A 26,385-nucleotide genomic window follows, 5' to 3' on the forward strand; every position below is an offset into this window, starting at 1 on the left:
GCATGCCGGGCCCGGAAGGAAGGAAGGGAAGGAACCGGGCCCGGCACGAATCAACTCGGCGATCAGAGCGCGTTCTTGTACAGCAGCAGGTTGGGGGTGCCGGCGGGGTTGTTCTTGATCACACCGCTGGTCGCGTTGCCGGTGATCCAGTTGTTGACGGTGGAGGAGGCGGCGTCGCCGTTCGCGCCCTTGTAGAGCGCGCCGACACCCGCGACGTGCGGGCTCGCCATGGACGTGCCGCTGATGGTGTCGGTGCCGCCGAGGAGCCAGGCGGAGGTGATGTCCACACCCGGCGCGTAAGTCTCCACGCAGGAGCCGTGGTTGGTGAATGAGGCGGCGTTGTCGTTCTTGTCGGAGGCCGCGACCGTCGTCACGCCGGAGGCGCCGGCGGGCGACGAATTGCATGCGTCCTCACCGTCGTTCCCGGCCGCGACGGCGAGGAAGACACCGGAGTCGCTGAGCCTGGTCGCCGCTTCGTTGACCGTGGCGGAGTAGCCGCCGCCGAGGGACATGTTGGCGACGGCAGGCTTCGCCGCGTTGGTGCGGACCCAGTCCATGCCCTCGATCACATCGGCGTTGGTTCCGACGCCGGCGCAGTTGAGGACCTTCACTCCGCGGAGCTGCACGCCCTTGGCGACGCCGTAGGTGGAGCCGCCGATGGTGCCGGCGACGTGTGTTCCGTGGCCGTTGCAGTCCCGGCCGGTGAGGCTGCTGAGAGCACTCAGGGCCCCGCCGGTGCCGGGGAGAGTCGCGTCGTAGGCGGTCGCTGCCCGGTTGCCGAACTCGGGGTGATCGGGCTCGATCCCGGTGTCGATGATGTACGCCGTCACGCCGGAGGCGGTGGTGTTGTAGCCGTAGCTGCCGGACAGCGGCAGGTTGCGCTGATCGATGCGGTCCAGGCCCCAGGTGGCGTTCTCCTGAGTGGTGGAGGCGCGGACCTGCTGGTTCTCCTCGATACGCGAGACCTCGGGATCGGCACGAAGAGCGTCGAGCTGGCCGGTGGTCAGCTCGGCCGCGAATCCGTCGACGACGGCGTCGTAGGTGTGCGTCGGCTTCACGCCTGCGGAGCGCGCCAGGCTGCCCGCGTCCGCACCTGACTTGAGGGTGACGATGTACTGGCCCGGGACTGCCGTTCCCGTGGCTTCGGAGACCTTGACCAGGGGGCCGTCCGGCGTGGCGGCGCTTGCTGATGCGGGCAGGGCGGTCACAGCGGTCAGGGCCAGGGGTATCGCCACAAGGACGGGGAAGCGCTTCTGCATGGAGCCTTCTTCCTCTCGACACGCACGGTGCCCGCCGCACCGGCCGGTGGCACGCCACAGCTGCTGATCCACGGGGCGCGGCAGGCAGGTTCTTGTCTGCTCTACGGGGACGGGCGGCCGGTCCGTCGCGGAAGAACCACGAACCTTGTCCACGCAGGCAGGACTCTGAACGCGTCTGCCCCACGGATGAACACGGGCGCGAAGCCGGCCCCGGGCGCGGGCGCCCCCCTGACATGCAGGTCCCGGAATCCGGAATCCGGGAGGGCAGCTCAGGCGGGACGTTCGCGGCTTCCACCAGGGCCGCGCAGCAGTGCTGAGAGCGGGCGGCGGGCCGGAGCGGAGGCGGCGCAGGGAGCGGAAGGCGGCGCAGCAGTTGCGGACGCACCGGGCCGCGCGCCGAGCCGTCCGGCCGCCAGGCCGAGCACCCGGCGCGCAGCCCCCGTCAGTGCCGCACTTCCCCGTAACCGTCGATCTCACTCGGATCGCGCGAAGGCGGCCCCACGTACCGCGCCGAGGGCCGCACGAGCCGCGCAGTGCGCTTCTGTTCGAGGATGTGAGCCGCCCACCCCGCCGTGCGGGCACAGGTGAACATCGACGTGAACATGCTGGCGGGCACTTCGGCGAAGTCCAGGACGATCGCGGCCCAGAACTCGACGTTCGTGGCCAGCACCCGGTCGGGACGGCGGTTGTGCAACTCCGTCAGAGCCGCTCGCTCCAGCGCCTCCGCCACCTCGTAGCGCGGCGCGTCCAGCTCCTTGGCCGTCCGCCGCAGCACACGCGCACGCGGGTCCTCCGCCCGGTACACGCGGTGCCCGAAGCCCATCAGGCGCTCGCCGCGGTCGAGTTGACGCTTCACGTACGCCTCCGCGTCGCCCGTCCGCTCGATCTCCTCGATCATGCCGAGCACACGCGAGGGAGCACCGCCGTGCAGCGGCCCCGACATCGCGCCCACCGCGCCGGACAGCGCGGCCGAGACGTCGGCCCCCGTCGAGGCGATGACGCGTGCGGTGAACGTGGAGGCGTTCATGCCGTGTTCGGCGGCCGACGTCCAGTAGGCGTCCACGGCCCGGACGTGCTTCGGATCGGGCTCGCCGCGCCAGCGCCGCATGAAGCGCTCGACGATCGTCTCCGCCTTGTCGATCTCCTTCTGCGGCACCATCGGCACGCCCGGCCCGCGCGCCGACTGCGCGACGTACGACAGCGCCATGACCGCGGCGCGCGCCAGGTCCTCGCGTGCCTGCCGCTCGTCTATGTCGAGCAGCGGTTTGAGGCCCCAGACCGGCGCGAGCATCGCCAGCGCCGACTGCACGTCCACGCGGATGTCCCCGGAGTGGACGGGGAGGGGGAACGGCTCGGCCGGCGGCAGCCCGGGGTTGAAGCTTCCGTCGACCAGCAGCCCCCACACGTTCCCGAACGACACGTGGCCCACGAGGTCTTCGATGTCCACGCCGCGATAACGCAGGGCGCCGCCCTCCTTGTCGGGTTCGGCGATCTCCGTCTCGAACGCGACGACTCCTTCGAGTCCTGGTACGAACTCGGACATCAGGCGGCTCCTCATGCAGTTGGCCGGCGCCGGGCGCCGAGGGGCGCGGCCGGGCTCGCCGGTGTTCGGTCGGGTTGGGGGTCCCCAGGCCGCAGGCCGAGGGGAGGTCGGTTCCACCCCCGGTGACGGCTGGCGGACCGCGACGTCGTCACCTGGGACCTGCCCCGTGCGGAGCGTGCTCACCCGCCGGTCCGGGCGGTCGTGACGGAAGGCCGGCGGCTGTCTCCTCGGGGGCAGAGACCGCGCCGTGGCGCGGCAGAGGGTTCTGACGCGCGGTGACGCGGCAGATGATTCTGCGGCCTGCACGGGGTGCGCGGACATCCGTGGGCGGGGTGAGATCAGGCACACGTCCGCGGCCGCGGACGGTGTTGCAAGATGAACGCGTGCCCGACGCCGACGAAAACGCCGCCCGCAACTTTCCCTTGACCGTTCCCGACCCCGCCGCGATGCGCGCCCGGTACCGCGCTCAGGGCCTCGCGGAGACGGAACTAGCGCCCGATCCGTACGGCCAGTTCGCCCGCTGGTTCGCCGACGCCGCGGCGAGCGGGCTGCACGAGCCGAACGCGATGATCGTCTCGACGGCCGACGCGGACGGACGGCCCAGTTCCCGCACGGTGCTGATGAAGCAGTACGACGAGCGCGGCTTCGTCTTCTTCACCAACTACGGCTCACGCAAGGGCCGCGAGCTCGAGTCGAACCCGCACACCTCGCTCCTCTTCCCCTGGCACCCCATCGCCCGCCAGGTCATCGTCTCCGGCGTCGCGGAGCGGACCGGGCGGGAGGAGACCGCCGCCTACTTCCGCACCCGCCCGCACGGATCGCAGCTCGGCGCGTGGGCGAGCGAACAGTCCTCAACGGTGGCTTCCAGGGCGGAACTCGACCGCATGTACGCCGGCCTCGCCGAGCGCTACCCGGAGGGCGAGGACGTTCCGGCGCCGCCGGGCTGGGGCGGCTTCCGCGTGCGCGCGGACTCCGTCGAGTTCTGGCAGGGCCGGGAGAACCGGCTCCACGACCGGCTGCGCTACGTGCGCACGGAAGGTACGGAAGGCGGAGCCCCCGCCACCGCGGGCTGGAGGGTCGAGCGGCTCTGCCCCTGACCGCTGCCCGTCCCTGCCCCTGACCGTCCCTGCCGGTCCCTGCCCGTCCCTGACCTTCCGGCTGTCCCGGAAGCTTCTCAGGGAGCGCGGGCGGACCCTGCGCGAACGCAGACAGCCCGTGGGCTGCTCCGCTCGCCGGGGCGAACGGCGCCGGTCGGACGAGTCCGACGAGCCCACGGGCCGGGTGACTGCATTGAGATTGGCCGGCGATACCGGCGTCACACTGTGGCGTCGGCTCTAGGCCGCAGCCACCTCACGCGTCCGGGTAAGCATCATTTACCGGATCACCTCCTTTCTCGTGTAGTCAGCACGCTAGGCAGAGCCGGAAGCAGCTGCAAGCCATTTCGGGGCGGCAACGATTTCGCCGAAGGACGTGTGCGCTGCGTCACGTTCGAGTTGAATGATCCGTGCGCGCAGCGGCAAGCGGCAGTCAATCGGCGCGTTCAGCTGGGGGTGCTTAGGTGTCCGCTCGATCCAGGACGCACGCTGCTTCGTCGTCCGACGGCGAGGACCGGCACGGGCCCGACGACGAACTGCTCCTCGCCGCGCTGCTCGACGGAATGGACGCGGCGCTGTGCGCCTTCGACGCCGACGGCGTCGTCACCCACTGGAACCGCGAAGCGGAACGGCTTCTGGGCTGGACCGCGGAAGAGGCCGTCGGGCGGCAGGGCCTGGCGGGGTGGGCGCTGCGCGAGGCCGACGCGGAGCAGGTGCAGGCGCGGCTGTTCGCCGCGATGCACACTCCCGGACGGCACGTGCACGAGTTCGCGCTGCTGACGAAGGACGGCCGGCGGCTGCTCGTGCGGACCCAGGCGTCCGGCGTCGGCGGGGCGGACGGCAGCCCTATGGGCGTCTACTGCGCCTTCAGCGAAGTCCACGCGCAGATCGACCTGGAGCGCTCCATCGCGCTCAGCGAATGCCTCTTCGAGGACGCGACGTGGGGCGTCGTCCTCGTCGACGCCGATCTGCGCCCCGCCGTGGTGAACGCCTCGGCCGCGAGCGCCTTCCGCGTCTCCCGCGCCACCATGCTCGGACGTCCCCTGGGCGAACTCGTCGACCAGGGCGTCGAGGAACTGGAGGGCGCCCTGCAGCACGTGCTGGCCGACGGTCCGCCCGTCGCTCCGGCCGAGATCTGGGTGACGCTGCGCTCCGGACGCCGCACGGATGAGCCCCGGGGCGCGTCCGGCGAGGGCAGCGGGACGCGCAGGTGCTGGCGCAGCGGCTTCCTCCGGCTGTCCTCACCGATGGCGGAGGCGCCGGTGCCGCTGGGAGTGGCCTGGCTCTTCCAGGACGTGACGGAGTCCAAGCGTCTGGAGCAGGAGGCCGACCGGCTGCGCTTCCGCGACAGCCAGCTGCACCGCGCGGCCCGTGCCGCCGCCGAGTGCGAGAACCCGATGGAAGCCGCCGGCGTCCATCTCGACTTCGCCCTCGCCGGCTTCGCCGACCACGCCTTGCTCGACCTCGTCCTTCCGGACGAGGACGGCGGTGACGGGCCGGAGGCGGAGGACGGTCAGGGGCTCGACGCGGACGGTCACGGCGCGAGCCCGCGCCTGGTGCGCGTCGCCGCCACGCCCGCCGCGGGCCCGGGCCCCGTCCCGCCGTCGCAGCAGGGCTTTCTCGGCGGGCAGGGCGGCCGGGGCGGCCCGGGGGCGGCCGGCGCCATTCCCGTCAGCTACGCCGAGGGGCACCCCGCACACCAGGCGTATGTGCGCTGCGGTTCGGTGCGGGCGAGCGTCGGCGGGGTCGCGGCCGCCGGAACCGGGGGCAGCAGCGTTCTCGAGGGGTGGGCCGCCGCCCGCAAGTGGCCGGACGGCACGGTGCACGGGCTGTGCACGGTGCTGCGCAGCCGGGGCCGCACGCTCGGCGTGGTCACCTTCCTGCGGGGCGCGAGCCGGCGCTCCTTCGACCGTTCCGACGCCTCCTACGCGGAGGACATCGCGGTACGCATCGCGGCGGCCGTCGACATGGCGCAGCTGACGAGGGCGGCGGAAGGCTCCCAGCCGTAGCGCAGCCCCGTGCCCGGCGTGCCCGCGTGCCCGGTGCCCCCGGCGCATGGACGGCGGTGCGTCAGCGGTAGAAGATCCGGTCCGCGTAGCGCTCCATGACGGTGTCGTTCCACGCGAGGCCGCCGTCGACGTTGCCGGAGCGGAGCAGCGGCGGTTCGACGCCGCGGGAGACGAGCTCGCCCGCGGCGGTGGCGACGACGGCCTGCATCAGTGCGCTGGTGACGACGGTGGAGGCCGGGGCGAACGGCGCGGGGACGCCGTCGGTGGTCAACTCCGCGTCGCCGACGGGGATGCGGCTGTCGAGGACGATGTCGCAGTGGTCCTTGAGGAAGGTCCCGCTGGAGTGCCGCGAGGTCGTCCCGTGCGCGTAGGCGACGGAGGTCACGCCTACGACCTTGATCCCGAGTCCGCGTGCGTGCGACGCCATCTCCACGGGCAGCGTGTTGCGGCCCGAGAGGGAGATCACGAACAGCAGGTCTCCGGCACGTGCGGGCCCGGTGTCGAGCACGGCGGACGCGAGCCCCTCCACACGCTCCAGGGCGCTCCCGAGCGTGGCAGGGCGCACGTCGACGCCGACCGCGCCCGGTACGGGAAGCAGATTCATCACGGCCAGGCCGCCGGCGCGGTAGACGACGTCCTGGGCCGGCAGCGAGGAGTGGCCCGCGCCGAAGGCGAAGACGCGGCCGCCCTCCTCGACGGTTCGGGCGAGCAGCGTCCCGGCGGCGGCGATTTCTTCCCCGTCGTGATCCCTGACCTGCTGGAGCAGTGATATCGCCGCGTCGAAGAAGCCGTCCGCCAGCGTGTGGTCGCTCATCCCGCAGGTCCCCCCGGGTCTCGTGGTGCCCGTCACCGCGGCGCTCGCCGCCGGCCGCCGGATTCTCGTCCGTGCCAGGACCCGGCCGCGATCACGGTAGAGGTCTGGACCAGTGCTCTGTCAAGAGAGCAGCCCGTCCTGGGAGGGACGGTTGTCGGTGCGATGCGTCAGAATTGGAGAACGGCCAGGGATGCACGTTCAGGGCCACAGATGCACGACTGACAAGGGGCACGCATGTCCGGACTGATCGACACCACGGAGATGTATCTCCGCACCATTCTGGAGCTGGAGGAGGAAGGCGTCGTTCCCATGCGTGCCCGTATCGCCGAGCGCCTCGACCAGAGCGGGCCCACGGTCAGCCAGACCGTGGCGCGCATGGAGCGGGACGGGCTGGTGAACGTCGCGGGGGACCGGCATCTGGAGCTGACCGGCGAGGGCCGCCGGCTCGCCACCCGCGTGATGCGCAAGCACAGGCTGGCCGAGTGCCTGCTGGTCGACGTGATCGGCCTAGAGTGGGAGCAGGTGCACGCGGAGGCCTGCCGCTGGGAGCACGTGATGAGCGAGGCGGTGGAGCGCCGCGTCCTCGAACTGCTGCGCCACCCCACGGAGTCGCCGTACGGCAACCCGATCCCAGGCCTCGAGGAGCTGGGCGAGGAAACGGGCGCGGAGTCCTTTCTCGACGAGGGAATGGTCAGCCTCACGGATCTGGACGCGAGCGGCGATGCGAAGACCGTCGTCGTGCGCCGCATCGGCGAGCCGATCCAGATGGACTCGCAGCTGATGTACACGCTGCGGCGCGCGGGCGTACAGCCGGGCGCGGTCGTGAGCGTCAACGCGGGCGCGACGGGCGGGGTGCAGGTCGGCAGCAGCGGCGAGGCGGCCGAGCTGGATTCGGACATCGCGGCCCACGTGTTCGTCGCCCGGCGCTGACCTGCGGCGGGCCGCCACCGCCTCCCGGAGCACCGCGCCTCACGCGCCTCATGGGCACGGTCCTTCACGGAGGCGGTGTTGTGGTGCCCGGTGATTCCTGATTTTCTGACGCTCTGTCAGCAGGCCGTCACAACTGTGCCCGGCATGTGCGCCCGGAATGAAAGCGGAACATCTTCCCAAAAGGCCCTGCCGGTACGAAAGTTACGGTAAACCGAGTGCCCGGCCATGCGGCGTGCGACGCTGAGGCCACGCATGTACGGGCGGAGGGAGGCGTCGATGCGTCGCGTTGAGCGGGCCGGCGGAGCGGGAAGAGCGAGGCGCCGCAGATCCCGGCGGTCCCACAGACTCGAAGCGCCGCGCGGCGCACCGGCCTTCGGGTTCCAGCCCCGGGTGCGGCCGGCAGGTTCCGGGCCTCTCTCGCGCAATGACAAGGGCCCCGGCGCTGTACGCGGCCGGGGCCCCGCCTCCCCTTGTCCCCCAGGGGCGACCCAGAGCCCCGAGCTCCCGGGGTCGGCCCTGCTCCCGGTAGCTGTCTTTCCATGCCCCCGGAGATCATTCCTTGAGTGCAGTCACTCGAAAGTAGGGGTTTCCGGTGAGCCGCGGCGCGTTCGAATAGAAGTTCGATAGCGTGGGGGAGCGGCCAGAAGGAATGGGGGTGCCCGAGCGGATGGTGCGACGGCTCGACGTGACTGGTTCAAGGGGAGTCCGGCTCGCGGCCTGGGAGTTCTCCGACACGCCCAAGTGCGGCCCGGAGGCGGAGCCCGGTGCCGGTGCCCCCGGGGGCAAGGTGTCGGAGCGTTCGAAGGGTGTTCTACTGCTGCACGGCCTGATGGGGCGGGCGGCGCACTGGGCCGACACCGGCCGCTGGCTCTCCGGACGCTACCGCGCCGTGGGGCTCGACCAGCGCGGCCACGGCCGCAGCGACAAGCCGGTCAGCGACGAGGACCATTTCCCCTACGGCCGCGACGAGTTCGTCGCGGACGCCGAGGCCGCGATCGAACAGCTCGGCATGGGGCCCGTCGCGCTCGTCGGTCACTCCATGGGCGCCCTCACCGCCTGGCAGCTCGCCGCGAAGCGGCCCGACCTCGTGCACGCGCTGATCATCTGCGACATGAAGGCGTCGGCACTGGGGGAGCAGTCGCAGCGCGAGTGGGAGGAGTGGTTCAAGTCCTGGCCCGTCCCGTTCGCGACGCTCGCCGACGTCCGCCGGTGGTTCGGGGAGGAGGACCCGGCGCTGGAGCGTCCGCAGCCCGCGAGAGGTGACTTCTTCGCCGAGGTCATGACGGAGCGGGATGACGGCTGGTGGCCCGTCTTCTCCCGGCGGCAGATGCTCGAGGTGAGGGAGGCCTGGGTGCACGACGCGCACTGGGACGAACTGGCGCGCGTGGTCTGCCCCACGCTGGTCGTACGCGGCATCGACGGTGAACTGGGCCGTGCCGAGGCGCAGGAGATGGTGCGCGTACTGCCCCGCGGCATCTACGCGGAAGTGCCGGAGGCAGGTCACCTCATGCATCTCGACCGGCCCGCCGACTGGCGCCGCGTGGTGGAACCGTTTCTTCAGGCGGTACTTCCCGCCGACGGCTGAGCCCGGTCCCCCTCCCGGCCGGCCCGCCTGTCCCGGCGATCCCGGGTTGAGCCCCGGCGATCCCCGGCCGAATGCGTACGGACCCGCCGGCGCATGGGGGGCAGGCCAGGGGGCGCATGCGTAACAACCCGGGCGTGAGGGGTAATTGCACACTGTGCCGTGGTGTCCGGTCGGCGGTGGATGGACCGAGACACGGGCATATGTCCTGGGCAGTGGTCATTCGTCGTCGTCCTGAGGGGGATACATGACCGCCCGGCCTCTGGTCGCCAGGCAGCCCAACGGAAAGCTGCAGGCGCTCATCCAGGAAGCCAACTGCTCCAACGCGGGGCTCGCACGGCGGGTCAACGTGTGCGGCACGGAGCACGGACTGGATCTCCGCTACGACAAGACGTCCGTCGCGCGCTGGCTGCGCGGCCAGCAGCCGCGAGGACGTGCACCGGCCATCATCGCGGAGGCGCTCGGACGCAAGCTGGGGCGCGCCGTCACGCCCGACGAGATCGGCATGGCCGAACCCCACAGCCATTCCTCCGCAGTGGGCCTGCGCTTCGCGCCGACCGTTGCCGGCGCCGTCGAGCAGGCATGCGAGCTGTGGCGCAGCGACGTCGGTGCGCGCGGTGTCATCGGTGGCTCGGCCGTGGCCTCGTCCACCCTCGTCGAGCCCAGCCGGGACTGGCTGATCACCCCTCCCGACGAGCAGGTCGCGCGCGCTGCGGGTGCCCGCGTGGGGGCCTCGGACGTGGCCGCCGTGCGCGCGACCATGAACTCCCTCGCCGAGCTGGACCACCGCTTCGGCGGCGGGCATGTGCGGCCCGTCGTCGTGCATTACCTCAACAGCGTCGTGTCCGGGCTGCTCGTGGGCTCGTACAAGGAGGCGGTCGGACGGGCGCTGTTCGCCGCCGCCGCGCGGCTCACCGAACTCGCCGGCTACATGGCCGTCGACACGGACCGGACCGGCCTGGCGCAACGGCACTACGTCCAGGCGCTGCGGCTCGCCCAGGCAGCCGGCGACCGGGCGTACGGGGGGTACGTGCTGGCCGCGAGCATGAGCCACCTGACGGCCTTCCTCGGAAATCCGCACGAGGGCGTCCAGTTGGCGCGCGCGGCGCAGGAGGGCGCCCGCGGGCACGCCTCGCCGCGCACCGAGGCGATGTTCTGCGCGGCCGAGGCGCGAGGACACGCACAGCTGGGAGACGTACGGGCGTTCCAGGAGGCCGCCGGCAGGGCGCAGTCGGCGATGGAGCGGGCGGGCGGAGGCGGTCCGGAGGAGGACCCGGTGTGGATCTCCCACTTCGACCACGCTTATCTCGCCGACGAGTTGGCCCACTGCCACCGCGATCTCCGGCAGCCGGACGCCGCCGCGGAGAAGGCCCGCGAATCGCTCGCGGGTCACCCCGAGAGCCGCGTACGGCGGCGGGCGATCGGAACCTTTCTCCTGGCGTCCGCCCAGCTGCAGAAACGTGAGCTTGAACACGCCTGCCACACCGGGGTGAATGGGATGAAACTTCTCACAACTCTCCGCTCGGAGCGCGGTGTCGAGTACCTGGACGACTTCCGGCGCCGACTTGCGCCTTTTGTGAAGGAGCCGGTCGTGCGAGATTTCAGCGCGCAACTCAAGGGGGCAGCGGTCGGTTAAGTGCGCCTATCCACCGGTTTGATCCATATCTGAGGTGAAGGGTTGGTGTCGCCCCATCAGGCGCGTGGTCGCACCTCCTGGGCAGCCGGTACCGTGACCCGTCGGTTCGGATAGGCAGTTGATCGATCTAGGAGCCCCGGTGACAGCGCACAGCGGACGTGGACAGGGCGACCCGCCCCTCTACGAGGGTGTCGTGCTGCCGGCGAACGGTGACCCCTGGACCCCTGAACAGCAGCGCCAGGTCGACCGCTCGCACACTCAGCCGTCCGCGGGGCAGCCGTGGGGCCAGCCCTGGGGGCCCGAGTCGCAGGATGCCCAGCCCTGGGGCCCCGAGTCGCAGGCCGTCATGACGCCCGGGGACCAGCCGGGTGCGTCTCTGCCTCCGCCGCCGCAGTCACCGCCGCCTCCGCCGCCCCAGCAGCCGCCGTACATACCCCCGCAGCAGCACCCGCCCGGGACGAACCCGGAGGAGGCGGTGCCCGGCGCCGGAGGAAGACACGGCGGCGGCCAGCAACCGCCGCCGCCCGGCTTCCCGCCCGCTGATCTGCCTCCGGCGTCCGTTCCGCCGCCCCAGCCGGCGGGCGCGGACCTGCCTCCGGCTCAGCCGCAGCAGCAGGGCCCGCAGGCACCGCAGGCGTCGTTCCTGCCCGAACCGCACAACGCGCAGGCGTTCGGCGGGGGTGCGCAGTTGCCGCCGCAGCAGGCGCCGCAACCGCAGCCCCAACAGCCGCCCGCCGATCAGGAGTTCGCCCAGGGCCCCGGGCCGCTGCAGGCGTTCCCCCAGCAGGGCGTCTCCTCGGCCATGCCCCCGGCCGCGCCGCCCGCGGCGGCCACCACTGCCGACTCGGACGCCACGCAGTTCCTCCCGCCCGTCGTCGGAGACCCCGGCACCTCGCCGCCCGGTGGGTACCAGGCCGCACAGCCGCCGCCGGCGATGGACGCCGACGCCACGCAGATGCTCCCCCCGCAGACCGGCCAGGCCTCGGCCCGGGATCCGGAGTCGACGGCCCGGCTGCGCACGCCGCTCCCCCCGGAGGCGCCCGCTGCCGGGCAGGGCACCGGCGGCGGTGCCGGTGGTCGGCAGCAGCCGCCTGCCGGGTTCGAGAACCTCTTCCGTTCCGAGTCCGTCTCGGACCAGGGGGGTTCCGGGAACCCCGGCGATCCGGGCGCCACGCAGCGGCTGCCTCTCTTCGACCAGGCGGCTGCCCGCCAGCGCAACGGCGCCGGAGCGGGCCGCTTCGGCAAGCCGGACGGTCCGGGCGGGCCGGCCGCTGCGTACGGACAGGGCCAGGGTGCGGGGCGGGACGCCGGGCAGAGCGGCCAGTGGGAGCCGCAGGGACGTGCCGCCCGTCGCAACGCCGAGCGGAGCACGCTCTCGCGGATGTCACCCGCCCTCCTGATCGCCGTCGGTGTCGCGGTCGTCGCCGGTGTGGGCATGGCGGCGGGTGCGGCGCTGAGCGGTGGAGGGGACGAGGACGGCAAGCAGAAGAGCCAGTCCTCCCCCGCACAGGCCGATGAGAAGTCCGCGGGACCCGATCCCGTGGAGGCGCAGGCCAAGGAGCTCGACAAGCTCCTCGCCGACAGCAACAACAGCCGTGCGTCGGTGATCCGTTCGGTGGAGAACATCAAGAAGTGCAAGAAGCTGGGCCAGGCGGCCGGTGATCTGCGGGCCGCCGCCGATCAGCGCAACGGCCTGGTCACCCGTCTCGGAAAGCTGGAGACGGACAAGATCCCCGCCAATGCGGAGCTCAGGTCCGCGCTCGTCCGGGCCTGGAAGGCTTCCGCCTCCGCCGACAGCCACTACGCGGCCTGGGCCGACGAGGCCGCCCGCAAGAAGGGCTGCCGCAAGGGCAAGGCCCGCGCGACCGCGCACACCGGGCAGGGCGCCCGCGCCAGCGGTGAGGCGACGGCCGCGAAGAAGAAGGCGGCTGGGCTGTGGAATCCGACGGCGAAGAAGTACGGGCTGAAGGAGCGCCAGGTCGTCCAGCTGTGAGCCGGTGCGCGTCCACGGGCGCACGCCCCTTCTGGCGCCTGGCCACCTGGAACCGTCGCGGCCGGGTACCGGGCCGGCACCGGGCCGGAAGCACCCGCGGTGAGGGTGCGAGGGAGCGGGAGCGCGTCAGGCCGAGGGGCCGCTCTCCAGCGTCTTCTGTACGTCGACGAAGCCCCGGTGCACTGTCGTGAGCCGTCCGTCGCGCACCCGCTGATACGTCACCTTCGTGTTGACGATGCGCGGGAAGTCGCGTGCGGCGAGCATGTTCCCGTGGGTCCAGTTCAGCTTCGGCGTCAGCCCTCCGGTGTCGACGGCGCCGCGCGTGTCCAGCGTGCGCCGCACGGACTTGGCCGTGACCTCTTCGCCGCCGAGGGACTTCAGCACTTGCCGGAGCACGGTGTAGGCGATCCATGTCGTCTGCACGCCGGGGTCGGTGGCGTCCACGCGGTTGTCGCCGAAGGCGTGGTCGTCGATGACCTTCTTCATCGGCTTCCAGCGCGGGTCGTCCGCGGCCGGGTACCAGCCCGTCGCGTACGCGCCCTCCAGCGGGCTGCGCTGCCCGCCCGACCTGTCGACCAGGGACTGCTGGAGGCTCCCCAGAACCGACGCCGTGCGCACCTGCGGACTGTCCTTCTGCAGCCGCCTGAACGAGTCGAAGAAAGTGCCGGTACGACCGCCCAGCACCGCGGTGACGCACGGCCCGTCGGTCCGGGGGTCCTCCGCCGCCGTGCTCAGCGGCGTGGCACCCCGGGTGTTCGCGCTGTCGAGGGCCTTGCGTGCGGGACGTGCGTACGCGCGGGCGTCCTCGGGAGCCCGTACGTCCGTGACCGGGCCGGTGCCGCTGTGTGCGAGGCCGGCGTTGACGAGCCCGGGCAGCTTGTCGCCGACGCTGGTGTCGGGCCGCACCAGCGAGACGTGCGAGCAGCCGCCGGCGGCCAGTTGACGGCCGTTCCCCGCGACGAGTGCGGGAAGGCCCCCGTTGACGGGGTAGGACAGAGGGCTGCTGAACTCCTGGTCCGCCACCCCGTAGCCTCCGATGTACGGGATGCCGGCCCGTTCGAGCGCGGACATGTACGAGCGTCCGTACTGGCTGTACGAGCCCACGACCGCGACCGCGCCCTCCTTCAGCGCGCGTGAGGCGCAGTGTGCGGCACGCACGGTGTCGTTGTGGTCGTTGCAGGTCAGCACGCGCAGACGGTGACCGTTGACGCCGCCCCGGGAGTTGACCCAGCGCGCGTAGGCCTGAGCCATGGCCGGCATGCCGGGCATGTTCGTCGCCTCGGTGCCCTGCGGCGCCCACGTCATCACCGTGACCGTGTCGTCGGTGCTGCCCGGCATCACCCCGCAGCTGCCGAGCAGCAGTGCGCAGGCTCCGGCGGAGGCGACAGTGGCGGACAGGGCGGGACGACGACGCCGTGCAGTCATGTGGCGCACGCTGCCGTCCGCCGCCCAACACCCGGGCCCCGGAACGTCGACATCAGGTGACGCGGGGGTGAAGACCGCGTTCATGCCGACCCACATGATCGGAACTACTCGCGGGCGGACCGCAAGTGGGCGGGGATTGCGCAACTGTGTCCGAAAGTGTTCTCTGCCGCAAGATTCCGTGAGGACTTCCCGTCGCGGCCCCCCGTCCACCACCATGGGCACCATGCCCGTCCATGACATGCCCTGGTGGCGCTGGCGCAGCAACGTGCGCTCGGCGCTGCACATGCTCTCCGATCCCGCCTTCCAGCAGGAGTGCTGGGCGACGGGCCGGCCCGGCTACGGCGACGTCACCGACGCCGTGTACCGCCTCGTCGAGGACACCTGGCTGGACAACTGGTCGGCCGAGAAGTACGTCGGCACGATCTTCCGCGACTCGCAGGAGGCCGCCCTGGTCGACACCGCCGTGCTCCGGGTGCTGCGCATCATGCACCAGGTCGGCGCCGACGCCCCCGTCGTCTCCTACATGGAACACCACGGCTGGCCCGAGGCCGTACGGGCGGCACGCGACGCGCACGTACGGCTGGCGACGAACGACGGCGAGGACCCGGACGAGCCGCCGCGCTCCCTCGACGTTCTGGCGATCATGCTGCACTCGGTCTGAGGAACCCGGGCCGGGAACGCGGCGTGACGGTGGGCCCGGAACGCGGCCGTAAGGCGGGCCGGGAAAGGGCCGGGAAAGGGCCGGGAATGCGGGCCTCGGTCCGCAGGAGCGGCCGTCCGCGAGGCCTTCGGTCCTGAGGGCACACCGGGCTGTGCAAGGCTTGACCCATGAGCGAGCCGCACGCCGATGCCGACAGCACACAGGACCACTCCGCCCGCCTCCCCGGAGGCGGAGCCGACGGCGCACGGAAGGGCGGAGAGGCCGCCGTGCGGGAGGAGTACATCCTCACGCTGTCCTGCCCGGACAAGAAGGGCATCGTGCACGCCGTCTCGAGCTATCTCTTCATGACCGGCTGCAACATCGAGGACAGCCAGCAGTTCGGCGACCGCGACACCGGGCTGTTCTTCATGCGCGTCCACTTCTCCGCGGACCCGGGCGTGACGGTGGAGAAGCTGCGCGCGAGCTTCTCGGCGGTCGGCGACTCCTTCCAGATGGACTGGCAGGTGCATCCGGCGGCGGAGCGCATGCGTGTCGTGCTGATGGTCAGCCGCTTCGGCCACTGCCTCAACGACCTGCTCTTCCGCTCCCGCAGCGGGGCCCTGCCGGTCGACATCGCTGCGGTCGTCTCCAACCACACCGACTTCGAAGGGCTCGCGGCCTCCTACGGCGTCCCCTTCCACCACATCCCCGTCGCGAAGGGGAGTGAGGAGAGCAAGCAGGAGGGCGAGGCGGCACTGCTGCGCCTGATCGAGGAGGAGAACGTCGAACTGGTCGTGCTGGCCCGCTACATGCAGGTGCTCTCCGACAACCTGTGCAAGCAGCTCCCCGGCCGGATCATCAACATCCACCACTCGTTCCTGCCGAGCTTCAAGGGCGCACGGCCCTACCACCAGGCGCACGACCGCGGCGTCAAGCTGATCGGCGCCACGGCGCACTACGTGACGGCAGAGCTCGACGAGGGCCCGATCATCGAGCAGGAGGTCGAGCGGGTGGGCCACGAGGCCTCGCCGCAGCAACTTGTGGCGGTGGGGCGCGACGTCGAATGCCAGGCGCTCGCGCGTGCGGTCAAGTGGCACAGCGAGCACCGGGTGCTGCTGAACGGGCACCGCACCGTCGTCTTCGCCTGAGCGCGACGGCGGATTTCCGCCCGTTCTCCATGCTCCCCGCGGCGGAGGATCCCCCGGGGTCTTCCGCTCCTCGCTGCGGCGCGGCCTACATCCGGGAGAGCGAGGCCGCCGCGAACAGGACGTCGCGCACCGCCTCGCGGTCGCCGTCCTGGCCGGCCGCCGTCTCCAGCGGCGGTACGTGACCGGCCACGAGCTGGCAGAACTCGTAGCGGTCCAGCGCCACATGGGCCACCGCGTCGCCCGGACCGACCGAAGCCGCGGGCGAGTCCAGCGGGATGTACCAGTCGCCTCCCCCGTCGCCCTCCACCTCCAGGTGCAGGGCGCGCCCGGGAGCGCCCGCGGCGGTCAGGCGCCGTGGCGCGGCGGACAGTCCGGCACGGCGGCGCCATGCGATCGTCCCGGGCAGCAGCCGCGCCGCCAGGTCCACCATGTGGTGCATGTGTCTGCCCTGCGGCGGCGTGTACGGGTAGTCGATCGCGTCGGCGATGTCCTCGGCGTGCATCCAGCACTCGAAGGCGCGGTCGAGCAGGGCGTCACGGACCGGGAGCGTGAAGTCGCCGTAGCAGACGTCGAGTCCGGCGGCGTCGTCGCCGGCGAACGACGCGGAACGGACCAGGGCGTGACCCTGGTCGCGCCACGGTTCGCGGGCGCCCGGGGTGCGCAGCACGTCGGTGTCCGCGCGCCAGAACTCCTCCGTGCGGGAGGCGGGGCCGGCCGGGGCACGCGGCGGGGCCTCCTCGGGGCCGCCGCTCCCGGTGCCGGTGCCGCTCCCGGTGCCGGTGTCCAGCGGGTCGGGCAGGCCCAGCGCGGTGGCCACCAGGCCGTCGACGGCGAACAGATGGGCGATGACACCGCCGACGGTGGTCTCCCGCCGCGCATGCTCCTGCCCGTCGAACCAGCGCAGCAGGACCGGCGCGAGCCATTCGGCGTCCGCCATGTCCCGCAGCAGCGCGTCGAGCCGTGAGCTCTCCGCGTCGTACGGAGCCGCCCATTCGGGGACGGGAACGCGCGGCGGGCGGCGGCCCATGCAGCCCTCGAGCACCTGCGAGCGCAGCGTCGGGTCGAGGTCCAGACTGTCCTCGGGGTGCAGCAGCCCGACGGCGTCGCGCAACCGCAACGCCTCGTCCGCGCACGTCCCGCAGTCGCTCAGATGCCCCTCGACGGCGGCGGTCTCCTCGACGGAGCAGGCGGACAGCGCCCAGGCACCGAGCAGCGACTTCAGCACACGGTGGTCGAACTGCTCGGGCAACTGCCCTGCCCGCGTGGCCTGTTCGGGGTCCGGTCGCGGCTCCGGCGCCGGCTCCGGGTGCGAGGCAGCCGGCCCCGGTGCCGGCTCCGGACGCGAAGCAGCCGGGTCGCGTGGTTCATCCGGCCCGTACTGCCGCGGCACTTCCGGGAGTTGGGCCGGTGAGCCCGGCAGCGGTGCCTCCGGCAGGTCCGCGCCGAACGGCGAGTCCTCCGCGGGGCTGCGGGGCGGCGGTATGCGGTGCGCGGCTCCGCCCGGGCGCTCGCCCGGGCTGCTGCTCCCGCTCGCGCGGTCCTCGCCCGGGCCGCCGCTTCCGCTCGCGCGTCCGTCGCCGGTGCCGTTGCCGGTACCGCCCGGGTTGCCGGCGCCCGGACCGCCGCCTGCGGGGCCGCTGTTGTCGTCCGGCTCCTCGTGCCCGCCGGGGAACTGTCCGTACGGCCCGTTCACCGGGGACGCCCGGGGCCGTTCGAGTGCGCCGGCACGGGATGGCTCGTTGCCGACGACAGCAGCTGGAGCCCCAGTCGCAGCCTTCGCCGCGCCTCGTCCTCCGTCACTCCCAACTGCCGTGCCGTCTGGCGGTAGTCACGGCGCTGGAAGTACGTCAGCTCGAGCGCTGCGCGCAGCGAGGACGGCATGGACGTGACGATGTAGTCCGCGCGCGCCGCCGTGGATGCGGCGCGCACCTTCTCCTCGATCTGCTCCAGCCGCTCCGGGGAATCCGGGTACTGCCGTCCGTTCTCACGGTGTTGCCTGCGCAGCCGTCCCGTCGCGATCTCCTGCGTGACTCCCGCTATCCAGGAACGCATCGGACCCTGCTTCGGGTCGTAGGCGTGCGGGTTCTCCCAGATGTAGCCGAACACCTCGCGTGTGGCGCGGTCGGCCGCCGTCTCGTCCTCGAGCACGCGGTGGGACAGGCTGTGCACGAGCGAAGCGAAACGGTCGTACAACTCGCCCAGCGCAGCGGCTTCACCGCGCGCGAGACGCTGCTGCATCTTCCGGTCCCAGCGCGGTGGTGTCTCGTTCGCCATCGTGACTCCCAGCCGAAATCCATGCCTCCCCCAGAGCCTTCGGCCTGGGTGGGGGTCCCCCCGGGGGCACTTCCCCTCACTTCGCCGGGGAGGCGCCACCCCGGCCGAGCCAGGGGAGGAGCGAGGGGAGTGTCCCCATTGCCGTTCTCCCGCCGCGGTCCTATTGCAGGGCGGCACCTCGAATGTAGTGCGAGGGGCTGACAACGCACGTCCCTTTGCGGCAATGTGCTGCCAGTGCTGATCGCTGATGGTGTCGATCTCGTCACGTTGCGATATTGCTCAGGATTTACCGACCCGCGATCACACCCGAAAATGCCAGGGAGTTATGCGGGTATGACTGCGACCATTGCGGGGGAGAACGGCCATCGAGCGCACATGCTCTGGTCACTGACTCGTTTTGACCGTGGGGGGTCGGGCAGCCGCACAAGGAAGGGAGCGTTCCGGTAAGTGCGAAGGGCCCGGGCAGGTGCAGTCGAGCGAAGGGGATACGAGGACGTGTCGTTGAAGGTGTCTGAGGAGGAACGGGGGGAGTGGGCCGTTCTCCGGGTCTCCGGAGAGATGGATCTGGTCACCTCACCCGCCGTGCGGCAGCACGTGCACGACGCGGTCGCCGACGGCCGCCGGAGCCTCGTCCTCGATCTTTCGGAAGTGCTCTTCTGTGACTCCAGCGGTGTGGGTGTCCTGATCGCCTCGCGTCGGCTGATGCGCTCCTGCGCAGGCCAGTTGCGGCTGATTCTCCCCGCACAGGGCGCAGAGGACGGATCGCATGTGAACCGTGTGCTGGCGGCGCTCGGCGTGCGCCGTCTCTTCGACTGCTACCCGGACCTCTCCACCGCGACCCAGGAGACGGCCGCCGGCCCCCTCTCGGCCTGAGTCCGGCGTGATCTCGCTCTGAGCACCCGTACGCCGGGCCTGTGTTCGCGCCCTTCCGTCCGGTTCACGCATCCCGCCCGCGTCCCGCCCGAGGTGATCCGCTCCGACGTGGTTCGCTCCGAGGTGATCCGCTCCGACGTGGTTCGCTCCGAGGTGATCCGCTCCCATGTGGTGCGCTCCCGTGCGTCTCACGGCGTACGGCCGGCTGCTCGCGCCGATTTGGTCCCTTGCGTCCCGGATGCCCTTCGGCGTGCCGCGTCCGCTCCGCCCTGCCCGCTGAGGGACGCTGGGACGCCTTACGTCACGCACCGCCACGTAACACCCCTCCGAGTGGTGCCGCACAGTATGCAGCACCACTACTCCTTTGCGCCGGAATATGCCTGAAGCGCTTGTTGCCCCAACTATGCGTCAATCATGCTGTTCTCGACGGGGTCACGGTGCGTGATCTCCCGAGTGCTCGGCAGTTTCGGACGGAGTCAGCGGTGCGGGTGCTTCAGGTGCAGTTGGAGATCGGTGCGGACCCGGCGGAGGTGGGGCGCGCACGCAGGTGGGCGAGGTCGAGGCTGGCCTGCTGCGGCATCGGCAGCGACGACGCACGAGCTGAGACGCTGCTCCTGCTGGTCTCGGAGCTGGTGACCAACGCCGTTGTGCACGCGGGCACTCCGTCCGTGCTGCGCATGCTGCTGCCCGGCCGCCAGGCCGCGGGGGCGGTTCGCGTCGAGGTCGCGGACCTGAGCAACTGCCCGCCCCGGCAGCGTCACGCCGAGGGCGACGACACCAACGGCCGTGGTCTGGAACTGGTTTCGGGCCTCGCAGACCGCTGGGGGTGGCAGCGCGAGGGCTTCGGCAAGCGCATCTGGTGCGAACTCGACCAGTCGGCGGGGGGTCACGGTTCCCTCTCCACGCCTTCCGCCCCGCCCGCACGCCAGTTGACCGCGGGCGCGGTGGGCAGCGCGGACGCGGGCTTATCCGGCTAGTGCCGAGCCTGGGGGCACCCCCGGACGGAGTCCAGGGGGAGTCGCGAGTCGGTCAGCCTTCACGGTCACAGCACCAGGTACGCGGGCGGGATCTCATCCCGTCAGGTCGAGGGCCGCGGCCCCCTCAGCGCTCCCGCTGTCGCCGGGAACGTCGGGTCCCGTACCGGCGCCCCGGACCCTGAACGTGCGCCTGTAGGCGCTGGGTGATACCCCGAGCGCCGCCTGGAAGTGCAGCCGGAGCGACGACGCGGACCCGAAGCCCGCCTCCCGTGCGACCTTCTCCACCGGCAGGGGGCCGCTCTCCAGCAGATGCCGTGCCCGCTCGACACGCTGGCGCGTGAGCCACACCTGCGGACTCACCCCGGTCTCCTCGCGGAAGCGCCGCGTGAACGTCCGTACGCTCATGGACTCCTGCTCCGCCAGTTCGCGCAGGCCGACCGGCCTGTCGAGGTGCCGCAGCGCCCACGCTCGGGCCGTGCCCGTGGTGTGCACACCCGGCTGGGGCACCGGGCGCTCTATGAACTGGGCCTGCCCGCCGTCCCGGTGGGGCGGTACCACGGTGCGCCGCGCCACGGAGTTGGCGACCGCGGCGCCGAAGTCCTCGCGCACCATGTGCAGGCACAGGTCGATGCCTGACGCGACGCCCGCCGAGGTCAGCACGTTCCCGTCCGCGACGTAGAGCACGTCCGGATCGACCTCGACGCGGGGATGCAGCCGCTGGAGACGCTCGCAGGAGGACCAGTGCGTGGTCGCGCGCCTCCCGTTCAGCATCCCGGCCGCGGCGAGCACGAACGCCCCCGTGCAGATCGACGCGACCCGCGTGCCGGGCCGGATCGTGGCCAGGGCTTCGGCCAGCGCCGGTCCGAGCCGGCCGCCTGCGTACGGCTCGTCCAACTCGTGCGAGGCGGGCACGATCACCGTGTCGGCCTCGGCCAGGGCTTCCGGGCCGTGTGCGACGTGGACGGTGAAGTCCGCGTCCGTGCGGACCGGACCGGGCGTCACGGCGCAGGTGACGACCTCGTACAGCGGCTCGCCGTCCTCCTCCCAGGAGCGGCCGAAGATCCGGTGCGGTATGCCGAGTTCGATCGGCAGCAGGCCGTGCCGCACGAGCACGGCGACACGGTGACGCCCTTGGTGGCGGAAGGCCCTCACAGTCATGGCCCGATCCTCGCACAACGTGGCCTCCGGGCCACTCGTGCGCCGGACACCACCGGCGGAGGCTGTTTCCGTGACCGAACGAGTGACCGGACCGGCGACGAACCCGACCACGAAGCAGGCGAGGGGCCTTGGGACCGGACGGGAGGGCGACCCCCCTCCCCCCGCGGACGAACTCGACGCAGAGGGCGGCAACCGCACACCGCCGCGACCGCGACGCGGACCGCGACGCGTCCCGCGCGTGCACCGCGCCTGGTGAGTGGCGGCCGTCTCGTTCGTGGCGCTCGTCGGCGCGGCCGGGTTCCGTGCCACGCCGAGCGTGTTCATCGATTCGCTGCACGAGGAGTTCGGCTGGTCGCACAGCACCATCTCCGCCGCCGTCTCCGTCAACGTCCTGCTCTACGGCCTCACTTCGCCGTTCGCCGCAGCCCTCATGGAGCGCTACGGGATCCGCCGCGTCGTCTCGGGGGCGCTGCTGCTGATCGCGGCGGGAAGCGGACTGACCGTCTTCATGGACGCCACCTGGCAGCTCATCCTGTGCTGGGGCTTCCTCGTCGGGCTCGGCACCGGCTCGATGGCGCTGGCCTTCGCCGCCACGGTCTCCGGCAGGTGGTTCGTCGAGCGCCGCGGCCTGGTGAGCGGCATCCTCACCGCGGGCGGCGCCGCCGGACAACTGGTGTTCCTGCCGCTCGTGGCGCTGCTGGCCGAGGGCCCCGGCTGGCGCACGGCGTCGCTCACCGTCGCCGTCGCCGCGCTGGCGGTGGTGCCGCTCGTGCTGCTCGTGCTGCGCGACCGGCCGGAGGACGCCGGTGTGCTGCCGTACGGGGCCGGTCCCGGGTACGTCACGCCGCCGCCTCCGCCTCCCGGAGCCGCGAAACGGGCGCTGCGAGCGCTGTGCGACGCGGCCCGCACCAAGGTCTTCTGGCTGCTGGCAGGGACCTTCGCAGTGTGCGGTGCCTCGACGAACGGGCTGGTCGGCGTGCACTTCGTGCCCGCCGCGCACGACCACGGCATGGCCGTGCCCGCCGCGGCCTCCCTGCTCGCCGTGATCGGCGTCTTCGACCTGGTGGGCACGGTCGCCTCCGGCTGGTTCACCGACCGCTTCGACTCGCGCAGGCTGCTGGCCGTCTATTACGCGCTGCGCGGTCTGTCGCTGCTCTTCCTTCCGATGCTCTTCGCGGAGAGCGTCCGGCCGTCGATGCTGTTCTTCATCGTCTTCTACGGCCTCGACTGGGTCGCCACCGTGCCGCCCACGATCGCCCTGTGCCACCGGCACTTCGGCCCGGACGGTCCGATCGTCTTCGGCTGGGTTCTCGCCTCCCACCAGGTCGGCGCCGCCGTCGTGGCGTTCCTGACGGGCCTGGTGCGGGACACGTTCGGCAGCTACGACGTGGCCTGGATCGCCTCGGGCGCCCTGTGCGGCACCGCGGCGCTGATGGCGCTGGTGATACGGGGACGGGACCGGCCGGGGGCGGAAGCGGCGCACGCCGGGACGCTCCAGCAGGCGCAGGCGCAGGCGCAGGGGGCGGGGGCTGCGCAGGACATGCCCGGCGGCCCGGGGCGCTGACCGTCCGGGGAAGGGCGGATCGCGCCGTACCGGCTCCCGCCCGGCGTCCAGGCGTGCAACGAGCGGCACACGGCGACAGGCACACGACGATCAGCCGTACGGCGACAGGCACGCGACGACCGTCACACGGCGACAGTCCGCACGACTACCAGCCGCACGCCGGCCGGCCGTTGCAAGGCCCGGCCTCAGGTGCCACCTCCCCGGAACGTGACGCGATAGGCACGTGGCGATACGCCCAGCGCCGCGTGCATGTGCTGGCGCAGCGAAGCCCCCGTACCGAAGCCCGACCGCGACGCGACGACGTCCACGGGCATGTCGGTCTCCTCCAGCAACTGCCGTGCCCGCTCGATGCGTTGCCGCGTCAGCCATTGCACCGGCGTGAGCCCCGTCTCCTCGCGGAAGCGCCGCGTGAAGGTCCGTACGCTCATGGACTCCTGATCGGCCAGCTCGCGCAGCGACAGGGGGCGGTGGAGGTGGCGCAGCGCCCAGGCACGCGCGGCTCCCGTGGAGGCGCGCACCGTAGGCTCGGCGACCGGGCGCGGCACGAACTGGGCCTGGCCGCCCTCCCGGTGGGGAGGCACGACGGTCGCCCTGGCCACGTCGTTGGCGACCGCAGCGCCGTGGTCGCCGCGGATCATGTGCAGGCACAGGTCGATGCCCGCGGCCTCGCCGGCCGCCGTGAGCACCTCGCCCTCGTGGGTGTAGAGGACGTCGGGGTCGAGGTCGACGTGCGGGAAGAGGCGGCGGAAGTCCTCGGCCGACTTCCAGTGCGTCGTGGCCCGCTTGCCGTCCAGCCACCCGGCGGCGGCCAGTACGAACGCGCCCGTGCAGATCGAGGCGATGCGCGTGCCGGGTCGGCGGATGCGGCGCAGTGCCCCGGCGAGAGGCGCACCGAGGCGTCCGGTCGTCTCCGGGGCGTCCTCCTCGTGGGTGGCCGGGAAGATCACGGTGTCGGCCTCGGCCAGGGCTTCCGGGCCGTGTGCGACGTGGACGGTGAAGTCCGCGTTCGTACGGAGCGGGCCGGGTGCGACGGCGCAGGTGACCACCTCGTACAGCGGGGCGCCGCCACCCGGGGTGTGTCCTTCGGGGGTCTGCCCGTCCACTTCCGTGCCGCCCGCACCCCGTTCCGGGCTCTTGACCCCCCGTTCCGGCCTCTCGGCACCCCGTTCCGGGCTCTTCGCGGCGCCGAACATCTGGTGCACCAGCCCCAGTTCGAGCGGCATCACCCCCGGGCGCACCAGCACGGCGACGCGGTGCCGTCCGTCGTCGTGGAAGGCCGAGCCCGTGCGCGGTGAGGCGGAGGGAGAGCCGGATGGCGAGGGGGCCGCGGTAATCATGGCCAGATTCTTCCATATGCTGACCATCTGGCCACTCGTTCGGCGGCGGCCGCGGCCCCAGCATCGAGGCATGAAGGTTCTGTGGATTTTCGCCCACCCCGAGCAGCGCTCCCTGAACGCGTCCCTCATGCGTGAGGGAGTGCGGGAGCTGACCGGGTCCGGCCATGAGGTCCGGATCTCCGACCTGTACGCCATGCGCTGGAAGGCGGTCCTGGACGCGGCCGACGTGCGCCCCGCAGGGTCCGGCACGAGCGACGCACCCCGGCTGACCGTCGGCGCCGAGCAGGAGCGCGCCTACACCGCGGACGAGCAGAGCGAGGACATCCGGGCCGAGCAGCGCAAGATCGCCTGGGCCGACACCCTGGTCTTCCACTTCCCGATGTGGTGGTTCGGACCGCCCGCCATCATGAAGGGCTGGTTCGACCGCGTACTCGTCCAGGGTTTCGCCTTCGGGCTCCGGGGGCCGGACGGACGCACCCTGCGCTACGGCGAGGGCGGCCTGGCGGGCAGGCGCGCGCTGGTGGTCACCTCGGTCGGCGGCCGTGAGCCGGGCTTCGCTCCGCGCGGCATACACGGATACGTCAACGACGTGCTGTGGCCGATGCTGCACGGCACCTTCTGGTACACGGGCATGGCACCCCACCGGCCGTTCGTCGTGTACGGCGCGGACCGCCTCACCGACGAGGACCGGCGGGAGTACGCCGCCGCCCTGCGCGAGCGGCTGCGTACGCTGCCGGAGGCCGAGCCGCTCGCCTTCCGCAGCGAGAACGGCGGCGACTACGACGAGACCCTGAGGCTTCAGCCGTGGATCGAACCCGGCGCCACCGGCCCCGCGGTCCACGAGGTGCGCGCGTCAGCCTCGGCCGCGCCGACGCCGGCGGGGAGTGGAGGACTCATGCCACCGCGCGCGTGACCGCCTTGGCGATCCGGCGCGCATCGAGCGAAAGCTCCCGGAGCATTCCGCTGAGCGGGTTCGTGTAGCCGATGAAGTACAGCCCCGGGGCCTCCGGGGGGGTGCGGCGGCCGTGCGCCAGCGGACGTCCGGACTCGTCGAGAACCCCGAGGTGCCCGACGAGGTCCTCCAGGCCGCGCCGGTAGCCGGTCGCTGCTATGACGACGTCGGGGGCGACGGCGGAGCCGTCGGCGAGGCGGACCTTCGCCCCGTCGAAGGACTCCACCGCGGCCACGGGCTCGACCGTGCCCTTCCGGACGGCGGCGATCAGGCCCACGTCCTGCACGGGGATCGCCCCTTGGCGGGCCCGGGTGTACAGCCCCGTGTCGGGACGCGGCAGCCCGCGTGCGGACAGGTCGGGGACGGCGATCTTCGCCATGCGGGCGGCGAGACGGTCCACCAGCCGAGTCGGCAGGCGGCGGCAGAGGATGCCGTTGGCCTGCGCGGGCCAGCCCAGCGTGGAGCGCCGCACGATGTGCGGGACGGTGCGTATCGACAGCCGCACGTGCGCTGCCCCGCCGGCGGCGAGGTCGGCGGCTATCTCCGCTCCCGTGTTTCCCGCGCCGGCGACGAGCACGTCCTTGCCTTCGTACGGCTCGGCGTTGCGGTACCGGGAGGCGTGCAGGACCTCGCCCTCGTAGCTGTCGCGTCCGGGCCAGGCCGGGATGTGGGCGGTGTGGTTGTAGCCCGTGGCCACGACGACGACGGGCGTGGTCAGCCGCCGTCCGCCGTTCGCGTGCAGCACCCAGTCCGGCCCGCTGCGCTCGACCGTGTCGACCTCGACGCCGGTCGCCACTTCGATCCCGTGGTGCTCGGTGTAGCTCTCCAGGTAGCGGACGAAGTCGTCGCGCGCGACCCAGCGTCCGTACGAGCGGGGTATCTCCAGCCCCGGCAGTGTCGACCAGCGGCGGGTGGTGTGCAGCCGCAGCCGGTCGTAGTGGGACCGCCAGGAGGCGGCGACCGACGGGGCCTTCTCCAGTACGACGGTGCTGACGCCCTGTTCGTGCAGAGCGGCGGCGGTGGCCAGGCCGCCGGGACCGGCGCCGATGATGTGTACGGGAGTCCCCTCGTCGGTCATGGGCATGGCGGGGAGTTTAGTGCTGGTGACGCGGTGTTCCCGTCACGGGAACATCACAGGAAGAGCACGTGGGGGCCGCAGGCCGCGCGGGGCGGGGGC

The 26,385-nt window shown here is 72.1% G+C and carries 20 protein-coding genes and 1 pseudogene; 12 read left to right on the forward strand and 9 right to left on the reverse strand.

From position 1 onward, the window contains the following. Window positions 1-62 precede the first annotated feature (62 nt). The gene (locus tag H180DRAFT_RS01470; protein WP_055484103.1) at window positions 63-1,259 is read right to left on the reverse strand and encodes a S8 family peptidase; all 1,197 of its coding nucleotides are present in this window, start codon (window positions 1,257-1,259) and stop codon (window positions 63-65) included. Window positions 1,260-1,701: 442 nt separating this feature from the next. Continuing rightward, entirely contained in the window at window positions 1,702-2,802 is a 1,101-nt protein-coding gene (locus tag H180DRAFT_RS01475) for a citrate synthase 2 (protein ID WP_175437702.1), read from the reverse strand. 446 nt (window positions 2,803-3,248) lie between these two features. Here H180DRAFT_RS01475 and pdxH point away from each other — a divergent pair, with 446 nt between their 5' ends. Continuing rightward, window positions 3,249-3,899: a pyridoxamine 5'-phosphate oxidase gene (gene pdxH, locus H180DRAFT_RS01480; RefSeq protein WP_055484456.1), complete on the forward strand. Its 651-nt coding sequence runs from the start codon at window positions 3,249-3,251 to the stop codon at window positions 3,897-3,899. 461 nt (window positions 3,900-4,360) lie between these two features. Continuing rightward, a complete protein-coding gene (locus H180DRAFT_RS01485) occupies window positions 4,361-5,905 on the forward strand; it encodes a PAS domain-containing protein (RefSeq protein ID WP_055484104.1) in 1,545 nt (514 codons plus the stop codon). A gap of 61 nt (window positions 5,906-5,966) precedes the next feature. Here the strand turns inward: H180DRAFT_RS01485 and H180DRAFT_RS01490 are convergent, their stop codons facing one another. Next, the gene (locus tag H180DRAFT_RS01490) at window positions 5,967-6,719 is read right to left on the reverse strand and encodes an SIS domain-containing protein (protein WP_055484105.1); all 753 of its coding nucleotides are present in this window, start codon (window positions 6,717-6,719) and stop codon (window positions 5,967-5,969) included. A 234-nt stretch (window positions 6,720-6,953) separates the two neighbouring features. Here H180DRAFT_RS01490 and H180DRAFT_RS01495 point away from each other — a divergent pair, with 234 nt between their 5' ends. The 4 genes from H180DRAFT_RS01495 to H180DRAFT_RS01510 all read left to right on the forward strand — a co-directional run bounded on the left by H180DRAFT_RS01495 (window position 6,954) and on the right by H180DRAFT_RS01510 (window position 12,860). Then, window positions 6,954-7,649, forward strand: coding sequence for an iron-dependent transcriptional repressor DtxR (locus tag H180DRAFT_RS01495; RefSeq protein ID WP_055484106.1), 696 nt, complete (start codon window positions 6,954-6,956; stop codon window positions 7,647-7,649). A gap of 667 nt (window positions 7,650-8,316) precedes the next feature. Then, complete coding sequence (locus H180DRAFT_RS01500) at window positions 8,317-9,234, forward strand: alpha/beta fold hydrolase (RefSeq protein WP_055484457.1); 918 nt, start codon at window positions 8,317-8,319, stop codon at window positions 9,232-9,234. A gap of 244 nt (window positions 9,235-9,478) precedes the next feature. After that, on the forward strand, window positions 9,479-10,867 hold the full coding sequence (locus H180DRAFT_RS01505; protein ID WP_055484107.1) for an NsdA family TPR-like regulatory protein: 1,389 nt from the start codon (window positions 9,479-9,481) through the stop codon (window positions 10,865-10,867). Window positions 10,868-11,006: 139 nt separating this feature from the next. Then, window positions 11,007-12,860 (forward strand): hypothetical protein, encoded by a 1,854-nt coding sequence (locus H180DRAFT_RS01510; protein WP_055484108.1) that lies wholly within the window; start codon window positions 11,007-11,009, stop codon window positions 12,858-12,860. 126 nt (window positions 12,861-12,986) lie between these two features. Here the strand turns inward: H180DRAFT_RS01510 and H180DRAFT_RS01515 are convergent, their stop codons facing one another. Then, window positions 12,987-14,285 (reverse strand): ABC transporter substrate-binding protein, encoded by a 1,299-nt coding sequence (locus H180DRAFT_RS01515; RefSeq protein ID WP_055484458.1) that lies wholly within the window; start codon window positions 14,283-14,285, stop codon window positions 12,987-12,989. A 214-nt stretch (window positions 14,286-14,499) separates the two neighbouring features. On the opposite strand from H180DRAFT_RS01515, the gene H180DRAFT_RS01520 reads away from it, so the two are divergent. Together H180DRAFT_RS01520 and purU are read left to right on the forward strand one after the other, a co-directional pair. Next, window positions 14,500-14,946, forward strand: coding sequence for an SCO4402 family protein (locus tag H180DRAFT_RS01520; RefSeq protein WP_055484109.1), 447 nt, complete (start codon window positions 14,500-14,502; stop codon window positions 14,944-14,946). A gap of 167 nt (window positions 14,947-15,113) precedes the next feature. Further along, window positions 15,114-16,073: a formyltetrahydrofolate deformylase gene (gene purU / locus H180DRAFT_RS01525; protein WP_079099756.1), complete on the forward strand. Its 960-nt coding sequence runs from the start codon at window positions 15,114-15,116 to the stop codon at window positions 16,071-16,073. An 85-nt stretch (window positions 16,074-16,158) separates the two neighbouring features. Here the strand turns inward: purU and H180DRAFT_RS01530 are convergent, their stop codons facing one another. Together H180DRAFT_RS01530 and H180DRAFT_RS01535 are read right to left on the reverse strand one after the other, a co-directional pair. Beyond that, complete coding sequence (locus H180DRAFT_RS01530) at window positions 16,159-17,766, reverse strand: hypothetical protein (RefSeq protein WP_254665817.1); 1,608 nt, start codon at window positions 17,764-17,766, stop codon at window positions 16,159-16,161. Beyond that, window positions 17,763-18,347, reverse strand: coding sequence for a sigma-70 family RNA polymerase sigma factor (locus H180DRAFT_RS01535; RefSeq protein ID WP_055484110.1), 585 nt, complete (start codon window positions 18,345-18,347; stop codon window positions 17,763-17,765). The genes H180DRAFT_RS01530 and H180DRAFT_RS01535 overlap by 4 nt, the downstream gene beginning before the upstream one ends. A gap of 495 nt (window positions 18,348-18,842) precedes the next feature. Between H180DRAFT_RS01535 and H180DRAFT_RS01540 the strand changes: the two genes are divergently transcribed. After that, entirely contained in the window at window positions 18,843-19,220 is a 378-nt protein-coding gene (locus H180DRAFT_RS01540) for an STAS domain-containing protein (protein WP_074466545.1), read from the forward strand. Between the two features lie 482 nt (window positions 19,221-19,702). After that, window positions 19,703-20,197, forward strand: coding sequence for an ATP-binding protein (locus H180DRAFT_RS01545; protein WP_079099757.1), 495 nt, complete (start codon window positions 19,703-19,705; stop codon window positions 20,195-20,197). Window positions 20,198-20,290: 93 nt separating this feature from the next. Here H180DRAFT_RS01545 and H180DRAFT_RS01550 read toward each other — a convergent pair whose 3' ends face one another. After that, window positions 20,291-21,355, reverse strand: coding sequence for a GlxA family transcriptional regulator (locus H180DRAFT_RS01550; protein ID WP_055484111.1), 1,065 nt, complete (start codon window positions 21,353-21,355; stop codon window positions 20,291-20,293). On the opposite strand from H180DRAFT_RS01550, the pseudogene H180DRAFT_RS01555 reads away from it, so the two are divergent. Further along, window positions 21,354-22,826: pseudogene (locus tag H180DRAFT_RS01555) on the forward strand (MFS transporter); the annotation flags it as partial. The gene H180DRAFT_RS01550 and the pseudogene H180DRAFT_RS01555 overlap by 2 nt on opposite strands. Before the next feature lie 278 nt (window positions 22,827-23,104). Here H180DRAFT_RS01555 and H180DRAFT_RS01560 read toward each other — a convergent pair. Next, window positions 23,105-24,256, reverse strand: coding sequence for a GlxA family transcriptional regulator (locus H180DRAFT_RS01560; RefSeq protein WP_254665818.1), 1,152 nt, complete (start codon window positions 24,254-24,256; stop codon window positions 23,105-23,107). Window positions 24,257-24,326: 70 nt separating this feature from the next. On the opposite strand from H180DRAFT_RS01560, the gene H180DRAFT_RS01565 reads away from it, so the two are divergent. Continuing rightward, window positions 24,327-25,169, forward strand: coding sequence for an NAD(P)H-dependent oxidoreductase (locus H180DRAFT_RS01565; RefSeq protein ID WP_055484112.1), 843 nt, complete (start codon window positions 24,327-24,329; stop codon window positions 25,167-25,169). On the opposite strand, the gene H180DRAFT_RS01570 is transcribed toward H180DRAFT_RS01565, so the two are convergent. After that, on the reverse strand, window positions 25,150-26,286 hold the full coding sequence (locus tag H180DRAFT_RS01570) for a flavin-containing monooxygenase (RefSeq protein ID WP_079099801.1): 1,137 nt from the start codon (window positions 26,284-26,286) through the stop codon (window positions 25,150-25,152). The two genes, H180DRAFT_RS01565 and H180DRAFT_RS01570, sit on opposite strands and share 20 nt — an antisense overlap. Between the last annotated feature and the right edge of the window lie 99 nt (window positions 26,287-26,385).

It is taken from the genome of Streptomyces sp. WMMB 322, assembly GCF_900090145.1.
Lineage (GTDB): Bacteria > Actinomycetota > Actinomycetes > Streptomycetales > Streptomycetaceae > Streptomyces.